This is a genomic window from Deltaproteobacteria bacterium (assembly GCA_016874755.1).
Classification (GTDB): Bacteria; Desulfobacterota; Binatia; order UBA9968; family UBA9968; genus DP-20.
This window is the reverse complement of the sequence record VGTH01000077.1, coordinates 1-13,801: the sequence shown is the minus strand read 5'-3', so window position 1 is coordinate 13,801 and position 13,801 is coordinate 1. Positions and strand designations below refer to the sequence as shown.

The window sequence follows — 13,801 nt, the reverse complement described above, 5'->3', positions numbered from 1 at the left end:
TTCGCTTTCTTGCTCCAAGCCTTACCACAGTATAACCACGTAATCAGTTACTTGCTATCACTGCGGATCACATACTATCACCGGCGTTTTCATTTGCGCTGGAGCAGATTTGGAGCAAATCCATCCAGCGATCGATCACGGCAATGTCCCGGAGCGTGTTGAACGAAGCGCGGTAGCGGCTTGGGCGATGCCTGGGACGGATAGATTTTCCTATCCGTTCTAACCGCTCCGAGGATTGACACGCTCACCGGTCCAGCGATATGTCTCCGGGCAGAAAAAAAGGTGGTTTGAATTTCCTATACATATCCATATGCATATAAATATAAATAAACTTCGTCGCGACATAATTGCGTTTGCCGCCATGACACTGTTGGCGGTAGCGGGTGTTGCGGCTACCGCCGCTGCCCAAAAGGCAAGGTTTCATCTGCAGGAAGCCACGATTGCGGAGGTCCACCAGGAGTTCAGAACGAAGCGTTTGACGGCGACACAGTTGGTGAATCTCTATTTGAAACGGATCGAAGCTTACAACGGGAGATGCGTGACTGGTGACGTTGATCCGGCGACGGGTTTGCAGCTGGGCTCGATCCGGCCGATCGAGAATGCCGGCCAGGTTAACGCGCTCATCACGCTCAACTTGCGCGGCAAGCGGTCGAAGACCGATAAGAGCGACAACGATCCGAAGATGCCTGACGCCTTGGAAACGGCGCAGAGTTTAGACGATCATTTGCGCCGCACCGGAAAGTTTGTCGGGCCGCTGCACGGGATTCCTTTGGCGGTCAAAGATCAGTTCGACACCTTCGATATGCGCTCGACCAGCGGCGCGGCCGCTCCCTATGCCAACGATCGGCCGCCGCGCGACGCGGAAGTCATCGCCCGTTTGCGCCAGGCCGGCGCGATCATTTTGGCCAAAGCCAATCTCGGCGAATACGCTTCCGGAGTGCGCAGCACCGACGGCGGCACGACGTGCAATCCGTATGACACCACGCGCAGTCCGGGCAGCTCGAGCGGCGGACCCGGTGCGGCGGTCGCGGCGAATCTGGTCATGTGCGCCATCGGCGAAGAGACCGGTGCGTCGGTGCGCAATCCCGCTTTCAACAGCGGTCTTGTCGGCGTTGTTGCCACCAACACGTTGGTCAGCCGCGCCGGGCTCATTCCCGCGTCATTGACCGATGACCGGCCCGGCGTTCTCTGTCGCAACGTGCGCGACGCGGCGCTGGTGCTGAGCCAGATCACCGGCTACGATCCGCGCGATCCGGTTACCGCCGCGAGTGTGGGTCACAAGCCGGCGGAACCTTACGAGCGAGCGGCGGCGCCGAAGAGTCTCAAGGGTTATCGCATCGGCGTGGTTCGCGAGTTCATGCAGCCGCTCACCAAAGCCGATGAGGAGATCGTGCGCGTCGCCAATCTGGCCATCGCCGAGCTGGCCAAGACCGGCGCGGAGATCGTCGATCCTGGTCCGGGCGGGCAGTTGTTCAAGAACGCCATCGCCGAGCTGGTGCCGTCGCTTTATACGCCGATCCTCGCTTCGACGTTCAGAGATGCGCTTGCCGGGACATCGGTCAACAACAAAGCCGTCGATTGGCATGGCAACCCGCAGGCGCTGCCGCCGGACGCGACGCTGCGCATCATCGTCGATGCCGAGCCCAACGCGCCTGGACAGTTGCAGTTTGCGCTCAACAGTTATTTGCGCGAGCGCGGCGATAAGAACATCAAGACGATTGACGATCTGTTGGAGAAATCCACCTTCTATGATCACCCGCCGATCGAAGGCTCGACCAACCCGGCCAAAGTGCGCTTGCAGGACGCGGTGACGCGCACCGAACGGCTGCGCAAGAAGAGCGATAACTCACCGTTGGTGCGCCGGACACGGATTACCAACTTAGATATCACCGACCTGCACGCAAAGAGAACCATGATCCAGATGCTGGTGAACAAGGTGATGGCCGATCACAAGCTCGACGCTTTGGTCTATCCGACCAAGACCCTACCGGCGCCGCTCTTGGGCGCGCCCGAAGAACCGCAGACGATCAAATCGGTAAGCGAAACCGTAACCGTCATGATCGATGGAGTGGAATACCAGCGCAACGTCGAGCGCGTCCTCGATACGCGCAACCGGCGCGCCTGGCGCCTAAGCCCATTCGGCGGCCTGCCGGCAGTGGCCGTGCCGGCCGGTTTCATGCGCGAGGTGTACGATCGCAAAGCGGTCACAAACCCGGACGGCAGCGTTAGAGTTGGCGACTACGACGGCCCGAAACCAGTCGACTTGCCAATGACCATCGACTTCTTGGGACGCCAACTCAGCGAAGCGACGCTGCTCAAAATCGCCGCCGCCTACGAGAACGTAACGCGCCATCGCCGGCCGCCAAAGAGTTTCCCACCGCTGCCGGGCGAGCCATAAGCGCTATGTTGTGACGAAGCGTGATTCTATGGGCGTTGGTTGCGTAAGTTCCTTTGCTAACTAGGACCGCTGGGTGGTCGTGGCGATTGACAACCTCTTGCGGGAGTCTGGGGTCAGGTCTTGAATCTTGCTGTCCCGCCGAACTGACTGACTGTAGCGACCTCTACGGTTGTTCCGCAACTACTTTGTGATTGATCCAAAACGCCGCCGTGCCGTGCATGCGTGCGGTCTTGCGAGCGACTTTGGCGGCTCAGCTTAGAGCACGGCCGCCGGCCGCCGAAAATTCTTGTGGTTCTTTTTGTACTTTTTTTCGTTTCATGGTCCCTGGTCCAAGAGTTTTGGCTTGGTAGCCGAGTTGTCATATGAGCTCCAGCGAGGGGCTACCAGGCGATAGGATGTTTCGAAGTTGTACTGGCTTCGGGTAAACCGCTTGATTACGTCGGACCGTGGGACATTGTGCTCGCCTTGCTTGACTCTCCTGGCGATGCCTAGCAGGGCCAAGTTTGCTTTTAGTTTCAAGAAGCGACACGAAAAGTTCTCTTTTTCCAACCGCCGCCGACAGCGTGCTCTTTCTAAGTCTTGCATCAGACAAAGATCGGCGGGAGCCCTTCGGTTGCTAGACCGTAGCGTTCGAAGACTCGGTCGTGGGAGACTAAACGGAGTTCTTCAATGCTCGCCTGGGCGACGAGCATGCGGTCAAACGGATCGCGATGGATCTTGGGCAGGTGAGCGACGCGCGCGGCATGCTGCAAACTTACCGGCAAGGCTTCAAACCCGTTGTCATGGATCGCGGCCTCGAATTCATCAACGGCGACAGCTATGCGTCCCAAGGCCGATTTGATGGCAACTTCCCAGACCACCACCGCACTGGCGAAAACTTCATTCCGAGGATCGGCGATGAGGTCTCGCGCTGTCTTTTTGAGTTTGCTGTCATCGGCCAGCCACCAGACAAGTACATGTGTGTCCAAGAGCAGCCGCACCGTCAAGATTTCCCTTCAAACGCATCCAGCAACTCATCGCTGAGGGGGGCGTCAAAATTTTTCTTGACGCGGATCTTGCCCTTGAGCAGTCCTGGCCGGCGAGCTTCACGCGGGCGCGCGTAAGGCACCAGGCGCGCTAGGGGTTTGCCAGCCTTGGCAATAATGATCTCGCGGCCGCCGGCTGCAAGATCGACCAATTTTGAAAGCTGTGTCTTGGCCTGATGGATATTGATTTGTTCCATAATAGACTAAGCTTAGTTTAGTTCGATAGTAAACGTCAACTACCACGGAATTCGTTTGGAGGGGTCCGGGCTGACAGATATCGGGTCGTTTGCGCACATAGACGTTAGCCGGGTTTCTAGGCTTGCTTTATTTGATATTTGCCTCTTGAACGAACGAGAGCCCCCATTTGAAAAGAGGGGGAACCCAGATAAGTTTTGCCACAATTCATCCGCTCGATAACGAGAAGACCCGCAAAATTAATGCAGGCATGATAGGCACCACAATTGACAAGCAACAGCGACCTGACAGATATTGCAGCCGATTCTGCTTGCATGCAAACTAGCTTCGCATGCCGCCGCCCTTAGTTAGAGAGAACAGTCCGGGCTATTGTAGCTCCGATTTTAAACCTGGCGATTTCGACCAAGCGTTCTGCTCAAACGGGTCTTCGACCTTAACATCGAGCGCTGCCCCAACTGCGGCGGCAGCTTGAAGATCATCGCTGCCATCGAAGATCCGCCGGTGATCGACAAGATCCTCAGTCATCTGGGCCTACCGACCCGTGCCCCGCCGCGCTCCCCCGGCGCGGCGATTCAATCTATTCCAAACGACCCGACGAGTCGAAAACCGGTTGCCAATGCGAGCCGACGGACGGGCTCACTCTGAGTACGAGCAAGTCGCGCGAAAAGGAACATTTCGCGCGACTCCGACCGCTGCGGCGCCAGAGCCGACCCCGGCAAAAGCGTAAATTTCACTAACCGCTCCGAGGATTGACACGCTCACCGGTCCAGCGATATGTATCCGGCAGAAAAAAGGTGGTTCGAATTTCCTATAGATATGCTTCGTCCACACAGCCTCCCAAGCTTTGAGCGCTGCGCCATGTTGTAGATGCCCCGCGTAAGACGCCAGCAGCGCATAAAATGTTCGGCCACTGCCGTTCGCGTCCAAGCGTCTTATATCGATGCGCTGCGCCAGCCCGCCAAATGCGCGTCGCACCCTCGCCCGCGCAAACTTTTCAACGTTCGTTCTCAAGGTGCTAAGCGTCCGCCGTCGCAGACGTTAGTTCCACCAGGTTTTCCAGCCGACAAAATCGATGCCCTGCGCTGCCGCAACGCCACTTTTAGCGCTTCGGTTTCTTCGCGAATGTCATGCAATAGATCGATCTTATCGCGACGCGCGTTGGCCTGCACTATGAGCTTGAGCACTCGCCGCGCGCCATCGCGCAAGTCCGCTCCGAACGAATACTCAGCGCGAAAATTTCTGCACCATCTGCTCAAAGTACAAACATAATTCGGCAGATGCTCAGTCTGACCCCAAAAAAACCACAAGAAAACCAAGAATTTTCCGCGGCCGTCGGCCGTTTCAAGGCGCAGGGCCGCCGCTCGAGACCGACAATCGCGAAATTGTCACCGCCTTGCGTGAAATTGCCGCCGACCTGGTAAGAAAAGCCCCTGCTAAGAGGCAATAGAGACAGCCGGTCCAGGCCGAAACTCGCACGAGATCAGAAAAAGCCAAACTTCCGACTAGCACCAGGGCCAAGTGCCAGCTCGCCGGAGGAGCCAAGTATTTTGACTCCACCGGCCCGGAGCTCGGCCACCGTTGTGTTAGAGCTTTGCTTGGATTTCGCAGAAGCGAAAGCGGGAAGGCAAAGCCCCTGCGCTTCGCTCGTACGCGAGCGCCGGTTAGGCTGCCTTGATCTCAATCCTGCGCGGCTTGGCCTCTTCCGCTTTAGGCAGGTTGAGCGTTAGCACGCCGTTCTTCAACTCGGCGGAAATTTTCGCCTGATTGACCCGGTCGTTCAGCTCGAACTGGCGAAAGAAGTTCACCAGCCCGTATTCGCGATAGACCGGATCGCCGGGGGCGACATGAGAAGCCTTGCCGCGAATCGTTAGTAAATTGTTTTCCACGCGCACGTCTAAACCTTCTTTTGACACCCCGGGCAAGTCAGCTTTAACGACCAGGCCCTCGCCGTTCTCAAAAATATCCACTGGCGGCGTGATGTACTGCTCTTGGCTGCGCGTGTCTTCTCGACCGGCCACATTCTTTTCCTGGGCGCTCGTTGCAACGGTTCTCTCAGCCATGTTCGATCCCTCCTTTTGCGTCAAACGACTTTAACGCTGATCTGTTTGGGTTTCGCTTCTTCGGCCTTAGGCAAGGTGATGACCAACAAGCCGTTCTTGTATTCAGCCTGTATATTGGCTTCATCGACCTCTACGGGCAGATCGATCGTGCGGACAAACTTCCCGCTCGCCCGCTCATTGCGTGCGGTATATGCAGCTTGGGGTCTTTGTTCCTGATCTGCAGCCGCTCGCCTTTTTGCATGGCGAAAATCCTCGGCGCGTAGCGGCAGCCGGTGTTGTCGATGACGTTGAGCTTCTGCGGGTTGGCGGGAACAATCGGCAGCGCCGCGTCTAAGAACACGACGACGTTTTTCAGCCCTCCCGCGCCATCGATCGCATAGGTTTCGTTGGGCAAAAACTCGCCGCAATAATCTTGATCTTTGCTCACGACCACCGGCGCTAGTTTTGGAGGCACGTCGATAAATTTCACTTCGCCGTAGATCGTGCCGGCGCCGGAAATTCCAGGGGCGCACAGCGATAGAAGGACCGCTCCGAAAGTCGTCAAAGACCATTTAATCACAGGTGCACTCCCAAGTTGCGATAGCGCCACCCACACCCACGGCGGGGCAGCCGCCGGCAGTCGGCGGTCATCCTAGATTCGTAAGCTGCAAAGTCAAGTATGCTACGCAGCGGACTGCGCGATCGGCGCCTCTGCTCGGGTTAGCTGGGGGGAAAATCTGCCACGGACGTGACAAAACAGGGCAGACTGGCGCGGTTTAGGGAAACCCTCTTTCGTGGGGCGACGCACGGCGCCTACTGCACGCGTCGGATGACGACTACTTTGCCAAGCAGCTCCGGCGACGCCGCAGCGACGGCCTCTAACTGCACTCGGGGGCCAACCGCTTGCAGCAAACGCGCCCCGTTGGCGGTTTGCACGAAACCTTTTGCGCGCAAAGCGTTCATCGCACGGAAGCGCGCTGTTAGCACGGCTTCGTCAATGCCTTCTTCGAGGTTGATTACTTCTGAAGCGAAGCGCTCATGCAGGTGTGCTGGCGGCTCACTCCTAGTGGCTCGGCGCTGTCGCAGCTGATCGGCATCGGGCGGAAACAGCACGGCGGGATCGACTCGGCCGTGCAGGCAGCGAACCATCGGCGCGTCCGGCTCGATCTGGCGCAGCCGTGCTTCGATGGCCGGCAGCGCTCCGTCGGGCACGAGGTCGAGCTTGTTCAGCACCAAAAGATCGGCCGAGGTGAGTTGGAACTCGAACGCGCCGTCGAGATCGCGTCCCTCCAGCACTTGCTCGGCATTGACGATAACGACGGCAACGTCGCCGCCGCTCCATGACTTCACCGGCTCGCGCCAAAGATGCACCTGCACGTCGCCGGGAAGCGCCACGCCCGAGGTCTCGATAATGATCTGATCGGGCTGGACCTTTTCATGCAGCATCTCCAACGTGGCGACCAGCTCATTGGAAAGCTGGCAGCAAACGCAGCCGCCGTCGAGCTCGACCAGCGTCTGGCCGTCGGCGCCGAGCAAAGCCTGGTCAATGCCTAGTGAATTGTATTCATTGGAGACCACGGCGACGCGCTTGCCGGCGGACTGCGCCTGGCTCAGGAGCCAACGCACCAGCGAAGTTTTGCCGGAGCCGAGAAAACCGGAGACGATCAACGTTGGAATCACACAGGCAGATTGGATGATGGTGGCGGAGGATTCAAGCTCAGACCGACAGCCGCCATCTGACGCCATATTACTTGCGGCGTTTTCTCCGTTCGGGGCGCGCGGGTGCCCGCTGCACGCTTGCGGTTGATCGTTCGAGTCGCTGCGCCGGTGCGCTTGCGGCGCGACGCTTCACGGGCACAAATGCCAGCGCGCCAATGCCGAAGAACACCACGCCAATTGCCGGAACAATCCAGATGCTCGGCCGGATACCCGGCGCAAGCACCGATACGTCGGGGTTCACGGGGTCATAATAAACCGGCCAGACCTGCTCGCGCGGGAAGCGCTCAAAGATTGCCTCGGCCGTTTCATTGGCCGGACCGAACCCCCGAGTGTTGTTATAGTGAACCTTGTCGTTAACGCGATAGCGGTAAACGAGTTCGACGCCGGGCCGCGCCTCCGGCGGCAGCGGCGTGGTGCGTGCCGCCTGCGCGGTCTCATCGACTTCGACGCGCCTCATCCATTCCCCCTCTGCGCGCGGCCAGGAGTTGCTGCGTTGGGCATGGGACGTCGGGCGATTGTTGAAATTGCTGCCGGTGGCGCTTTGTTCGGACGCCAACAGCGCCATCACAAGGAGAATGACTATGCCGAGGAATTTCATCGAATGTTGACTATCATGTTGCTCCATCGATTGGCAGTCCGCGCACAGCTTTGCGCAAACCTGGGGCATGGCGAATCGGCACTTCCGAGGGCTTTTCCACGTTGCTTGGCATTTTTGCGCTGCATGGTATTTTCAGCAGCCCATCAACAGCGGCGCACAAAGAGAACCGCCGAGGCGCACACCCCCATTTGGGACCGATGCGTCTTCCCCTAATCGAGTGAGACGGGGTCCGCCAAAATCCTTCTTATGTAGCAGTGGCAAATAAATTGGAAGGTGGTAGGAATCTCTCAGGAGGCTCTTATGAAGAACCTAATTCGTCCAAAGCTTTCGACGTTCATTGCGGCGGTGCTCCTGAGCGGCTGCGCCAGCAGCACATATGTGCCGTTCATCCGTGACATCAAGGAGCAACCGATCGAGGGCAGTTATTGGTTCCAGCAGTTTACGCTGTACAATCCGGCCGATATGACAGCGGATTGTGCGATCTCCCGCACGGGTCAAAAGCTCGATCTCAACTCCGGGTCGGACTTGGCCGACGTCTGGCGCAAACACTGTCGCCCGACCGGAAACCCGGACCAACGATCGGACAGCAACTGAGACCTCCGCGCAGGGGCCAGCTACAACGGCCGGCCGGCTATCGCACGCTTGCAATAGCCGGCCCGATCCTTGCCATAGCTTCCTTACTGACTAATCAAAGACGAAGGCAGCCCCATCGAATCATGGTTTTAGATTCTAGGGAACGTCTTATCTTTTTTGCGAGCTTTCACGTTCCAGTCGCTCTCGCCAACAAACGCTGCATTTCGCCCGCGGGGTATTACTCCCCCCTGGAAACCCCAGCTAGCTAAGCCCACCCCAAACTGCGGGGAATCCTAGATCGAATCCCTGGCAGGTTTTTTGTTAATCCAGTCTTCGTCCGGCGCGCCGAGTAATCTCGCGCCGATTCTAGTCGATTTACGCCATAAGTTACTCGAAGGACAGAACAAGTTTGAGCCTATTCCACAAAAGCGTGTTCACAGTTGCGCTCGGGTTAGTCGCTGCGATTTTCGCCGCGGCTTGCAGCGCTAAGCACTTCATCGAAACAGCCCGCCTCGAAGAGGCGTTTGGCCGCCATCACAGCGCAGTCGCGAAAAGCGCTGCGCGGATGTTGCGGCCGGAAGACTTCAGAACGCCCACGGCGGCACCAGCGCAGCGCCAGCTGCGCGCCTTTGCGCAGGAGCTGAGCGCGCCGGAAGTTGCACGCATCGCGGTTTGGAGCCGCGATCAGCGTGTCCTATTCTCAGACCACCAGCCGCTCATCGGTAAACGTTTTCCCGAGCGCAGCGACCTGGCGCGAGTCCTGAAGGAGGGGCAGCCATCGTTCGAGCGGCGTGAGCACGATACACAAATGTTCGCGCAGGCTGGGCCAAGCGACTTTCTCGACGTCTACGTGCCCATTCGCGCCGGCGCCGGCACTGCGATAAGCGGCGCCGTTGAAATTTTCCTAGACAGCCAGGCTATCCTCGCCCCAGTGCAACGCCAGATACGCTATACCGTTTTGGCCCTGGCCCTGAGCGGCCTCCTCGCCTTCGGCCTTGCTTTCTTCCTGAGATCGATCATCCGCCGCGCCCACCAGGAGCGCGCGCGCCGCGAAAAAGTCGAGAAACTCGTCGGCGAGCTCGCCGGCGATGCTATGCAGCTCGACTTCGGTGCCTTAACCAAAAAACTGCAGGACAAAGCTCGTGATCTGTTGAATGTCGACATCGTCGAAATCGAAGTTTGGGACAAAGAACAACTCAAAGCCCTCACCGGCGCGGACGCCGAGGGGATGCCTATCGGCAAGAAAACGGCGCAGGACAGCGAATGGATTTTCAAAAACCGCCAACCGCTGCTCATCCAAGATATCGGAACGACCGCCGACACGGCTGCCCCCGTGCAGCTCGGCCGGCGCGGCGTCAAAGGCTACTTGGGTGTGCCGCTCATTAGCCGGAACAATAAAACTGTCGGTGTCTTGCGCCTGCTGTCCCGCTCCACCGGAAATTTGTCCGGCGAATTGGAGCTCCTGCAACAACTGGCCAGCGGCGTCGCGCTCGCCCTGGAAAACCTTCGCTTGCAGGAGCAAAACCGCGAGCAGGGGCTCAAGCTCGACATCGCCGGGCAGAAACTCACCGATCATGCCACGGAAATCACTCGATCCACCTACGAAATCGAGCAACTGGCACACGCGTTGTCGCGCGACTTACAGGAGCCTTTGCGCGTGGTCGCCAGCTCCATCAACCACTTGGCGAAAAACTACGCCCCCAAGCTGGACGCCACCGCACAGGAATGCATCCATCACACCCTTGACGGCGCCAAGCGCATGCACACGATGATCAGCGATGTGCTGGGCTACGCCCGGGTTGCGGCTAACCATGGGAGGACATTCGCCCCGGTCGATAGCGCCGCGGTGCTCCGAAAAATCCTGGAACGGCTGCGCACCGCCATGAGCGAAAAGGGCGCCGTCGTAACCCACGACAAACTCCCCGTCATCGAAGCCGACGAGGCGCAGCTCGGGCAGCTGTTAGAAAACCTACTGCGCAACGCGATCAAATACTGCGCCAGCGGCGTGCCGCGGGTGCATGTGAGCTGCGGCAAGGACTACGGCTTTTGGTGCTTCAAAGTGAAGGATAACGGCGTCGGCATCGAGCCAGAGTTTACCGAGCGGATTTTTGCCATCTTCGAGCGCCTCCATACCACCGAAGCGTACCCCGGCACGGGTATGGGTCTATCGGTCTGCAAGAAAATTGTTGAAGGCCACGGCGGCAAAATTTGGGTCGAGTCCCAACCGGGAGCGGGGTCGACGTTTTGTTTTACCGTGCCGTTCAAGCCTGCGGCGAGCCCACCGCGCACGAGCGCAAAGTCGAGCAGCCCCGGCTTACGCGCCGAGCGCTAAGAGATATCTCCTGGCGCTGACGCGTTCGCGTGCGCCTTCTGCTGCACATCCAAGTTGACCAGCGCCAGCGGCGTCTCGGTTTCTTCGAGCATGCCCCAGCTCTTGACCCATTCGTAGGTGCGCTGCAGCTCGTCGGCCGGAATCGGCGCCGGGTCGGTCACCAGCAGACGGCTTTCGCGCAGGTCTTCGACTTTCAGTGTGCCGATCTCGGGGTCTTTGGCTTTGTGATAGTCGATGAAGTAGTGCATGTAGGCTTTCTTGTTGGCGTTGATCCGCCGCACCGCTTCGCGCACGGCGCGGTTGAACGCCGCGTAAGTCTCGGCGTCCACTTTGTCGGAGGCGACTTCAGTGCCATGAAAAAATGCGCCGCAGAGCGCCCGGCAACCGTTCTTTTCGGCCAGTGATAGATAGGGCTCCGTCAATGTCGTCGCTTCGATCTCACCCTTCATCATCATGTTGTAGCGGTTGCGCGACCCGCTAGGGGCGCGGACGACCTTGATCTGATCGCGAGTCAAAAAACCTTCCAGCAAATGCAGCGCGATGTAGTGCGTGCCCGCAAAGAACGGCACGCCCACCGTGCGGTTGGCGAGCTGCTGCGGCACGAGCACCGGCGACTGCGGCCGCACCACGATGGCAGCATAGGTAATGATGGCGCGCCGGCCGATTTGCCGGCTACCCGCCGAGGTGGCGCCGACGCGGCAATAGTTGCCCCATTCACAAGCGTTGTACATGTCGGCCTTGCCTTGCTCGAATAGAGTTCCGTGGCTGGCGAATGGCGTGACACCTTTGGTCGAATCGACGTGCTCGTTGACCTCCTTGACGCCAGCTTCGTCGCGGTCGGCCCATTCGATCTGTAACCCTTCCTTCTCGAACAGTCCTTCGTCGTAGGCCACGAGCTCAGGCAGTCCCTGAAAAGGTGAAGTGGTTTCCAATACGAGCTTCTTCATTGATGGCTCTCCAAACTTGGTTTCGGCCTTATCTCTATTCGATTTCTAACGCCGGCACCTATGGCTGTCAATCGCACCGATCGCCCGATTCACTACCACCTTTCGTTGCGCAGCGTCTTTGTGATAGCCGTGGATCACCGCCTTAAGTATCCCAAGTCCATCGCCGGATTTAAGGTCAGCAATGTGCGCTTCCATCTTCGCGTTAGTGGCATCCAGCGCCTGCGCTTTGGTGAGCCGCTCGCCGAGCCGCGTGACCAACGTCAAGCCCTGCTCTTTTTCTGAAAGGCCGACACTGTCGTCAAACAGTGTAAACTGCTCTCTCGCCATCGGATCCGTTCCTTTGGTCCGGCCTTACACGATCGTTTTGTCAAAACCTTCGACGACTTTACTACGCGGCCTATTGCAGAACAAATCCATTGGCGATCATTGCGAACCAGGCAGCGTCCAAGAGTGTACAAGGCGTCCGCGCTCGTCTAGGATGAGAGTCATGTTGGACAATTTCCTGCAGATTCTTCCGGAAGTCATCTTCGACGCGGCCGAGCGATTAGGCGGGCGCTGCACCGGCCGTTTCATCCCCCTCAACGCAATGGAAAACCGCGTCTACGACATTGAGATGGAAGAAGGGCCGCACGTCGTCATAAAATTTTACCGCCCCGGTCGCTGGGAGCGCGCGACGATTCAGGCGGAACACAATTTCTTAAACGCTCTCGAGGAAAGCGAAATTCCGGTCGTCTGTCCGCTGACCGACGATCAGGGTGACAGTTTGTTTACGATCCATGACGTGATGTTCGCCATCTTCCCCAAGCGGCCGGGCCGGCTCGAGGCCGAGCCCAACACCGAGCAGCTCACCCGCCTCGGGCGCTTTCTCGCGCGCCTGCACAACGTTGGCGCGGCGACCAAAGATGCGCCACGCCTGCGGCTGGATCCTCACAGCTACGGCAGCGAGCCTTTAAAATTTCTACTCGCCGGCAACTTTGTTCCAAAGCAGCTCGCGCCGCGCTACCAAGCCATCGCAAGCCAAATTTGCGAGGCCATCGCCCCTCGCTTTGCAACGGTCGAGTACGTGCTCCTGCACGGCGATTGCCACTCGGGAAATATCCTGTGGGATCGCGACGCGCCCTACTTCATCGATTTTGACGACATGCTCTACGCGCCGCCGGTGCAGGACATCTGGATGATCACCGGAGGAGACGATGACTACGGCAAAGAGCGCAGAGAAGTACTACTTGAAGCGTACGAAGAGATGCGACCTTTCGACAGGACCACGCTGCGACTGGTCGAGCCGTTGCGCGCGCTGCGCATGATGCACTTTGCCGCGTGGATTGCGCGCCGCTGGCACGACGGCGCTTTCAAATCGGCATTTCCCGCATTCGGCACAGAACGCTACTGGGAGGAACAGATCGAGGCGCTTGCCCTGCAACTGGAAAAAGTCCAAAACCAGACGACCAGCCTCTTCCCTTGACCCGAGCAGTAAAGTCGCGGGAGATGAAAGAAGAGAACCAGTAGTTTTTTAAGGGTTTCAGCAAATACTTTATTGTGCATGCAATTTTAGAGCGACGCTGGTGGACCCCTCTCGCTTTTCAACTACGGTTTTTCCAACTCGGTCAAACGGCTTTTCGCCGGGTTCGCGTAGGGTGAATTGGGATATTGCTCGACGATTTGCCTGTAGAGTTTCAGCGCGTGCGGCTTGTTGAACTGTTTCTCCTCGAATTGCGCCGTTTCGAATAAGTCCTTCGCTTTATCGCCGCACCCCGCGAGCAGTGCGACTATCAATGCCACAAGCAAAATTCGCCGCATAAACAATTCCTTTGCTAAAGCCATAAATCGCCCACGAATACCACGAATAGGGTCTACCATCGGAATTTAGCAGGTAGCGGTAGCGCTGGGAATCAAGTAGAAGAGATTCGACGAGGGTGTGGCTCTTAGGGTCAGTGGCCTGTGTATTCAGGCTCACATAGCCTGAAATGCCGCCCTC

Annotated in this window: 12 protein-coding genes; 4 read left to right on the top strand and 8 right to left on the bottom strand. The window is 58.2% G+C overall.

Annotated features, from left to right (window positions below; all coding sequences use genetic code 11):
* Positions 1–310 precede the first annotated feature (310 nt).
* Complete coding sequence (locus tag FJ145_25905; GenBank protein ID MBM4264846.1) at positions 311–2,398, top strand: amidase; 2,088 nt, start codon at positions 311–313, stop codon at positions 2,396–2,398.
* A 584-nt stretch (positions 2,399–2,982) separates the two neighbouring features.
* Here the strand turns inward: FJ145_25905 and FJ145_25900 are convergent.
* The 6 genes from FJ145_25900 to FJ145_25875 all read right to left on the bottom strand — a co-directional run bounded on the left by FJ145_25900 (position 2,983) and on the right by FJ145_25875 (position 8,043).
* Complete coding sequence (locus FJ145_25900; protein MBM4264845.1) at positions 2,983–3,378, bottom strand: type II toxin-antitoxin system VapC family toxin; 396 nt, start codon at positions 3,376–3,378, stop codon at positions 2,983–2,985.
* A 2-nt stretch (positions 3,379–3,380) separates the two neighbouring features.
* Positions 3,381–3,620: a type II toxin-antitoxin system Phd/YefM family antitoxin gene (locus FJ145_25895; GenBank protein ID MBM4264844.1), complete on the bottom strand. Its 240-nt coding sequence runs from the start codon at positions 3,618–3,620 to the stop codon at positions 3,381–3,383.
* Between the two features lie 1,659 nt (positions 3,621–5,279).
* Complete coding sequence (locus tag FJ145_25890) at positions 5,280–5,678, bottom strand: Hsp20/alpha crystallin family protein (protein MBM4264843.1); 399 nt, start codon at positions 5,676–5,678, stop codon at positions 5,280–5,282.
* Between the two features lie 20 nt (positions 5,679–5,698).
* Positions 5,699–6,229, bottom strand: a complete 531-nt coding sequence (locus FJ145_25885; protein MBM4264842.1) for an Hsp20 family protein — start codon at positions 6,227–6,229, stop codon at positions 5,699–5,701.
* A 241-nt stretch (positions 6,230–6,470) separates the two neighbouring features.
* Positions 6,471–7,403, bottom strand: coding sequence for a GTP-binding protein (locus FJ145_25880; GenBank protein MBM4264841.1), 933 nt, complete (start codon positions 7,401–7,403; stop codon positions 6,471–6,473).
* 1 nt (position 7,404) lies between these two features.
* A complete protein-coding gene (locus FJ145_25875; protein ID MBM4264840.1) occupies positions 7,405–8,043 on the bottom strand; it encodes a DUF3592 domain-containing protein in 639 nt (212 codons plus the stop codon).
* A 231-nt stretch (positions 8,044–8,274) separates the two neighbouring features.
* Between FJ145_25875 and FJ145_25870 the strand changes: the two genes are divergently transcribed.
* Positions 8,275–8,568 (top strand): hypothetical protein, encoded by a 294-nt coding sequence (locus FJ145_25870; protein ID MBM4264839.1) that lies wholly within the window; start codon positions 8,275–8,277, stop codon positions 8,566–8,568.
* A 388-nt stretch (positions 8,569–8,956) separates the two neighbouring features.
* A complete protein-coding gene (locus tag FJ145_25865) occupies positions 8,957–10,879 on the top strand; it encodes a GAF domain-containing protein (GenBank protein ID MBM4264838.1) in 1,923 nt (640 codons plus the stop codon).
* Here the strand turns inward: FJ145_25865 and FJ145_25860 are convergent.
* The gene (locus FJ145_25860; protein MBM4264837.1) at positions 10,876–11,826 is read right to left on the bottom strand and encodes an ABC transporter substrate-binding protein; all 951 of its coding nucleotides are present in this window, start codon (positions 11,824–11,826) and stop codon (positions 10,876–10,878) included. The two genes, FJ145_25865 and FJ145_25860, sit on opposite strands and share 4 nt — an antisense overlap.
* Before the next feature lie 181 nt (positions 11,827–12,007).
* On the opposite strand from FJ145_25860, the gene FJ145_25855 reads away from it, so the two are divergent.
* Entirely contained in the window at positions 12,008–13,288 is a 1,281-nt protein-coding gene (locus FJ145_25855; protein MBM4264836.1) for a serine/threonine protein kinase, read from the top strand.
* 122 nt (positions 13,289–13,410) lie between these two features.
* Here the strand turns inward: FJ145_25855 and FJ145_25850 are convergent, their stop codons facing one another.
* Positions 13,411–13,623 (bottom strand): hypothetical protein, encoded by a 213-nt coding sequence (locus FJ145_25850; GenBank protein ID MBM4264835.1) that lies wholly within the window; start codon positions 13,621–13,623, stop codon positions 13,411–13,413.
* Between the last annotated feature and the right edge of the window lie 178 nt (positions 13,624–13,801).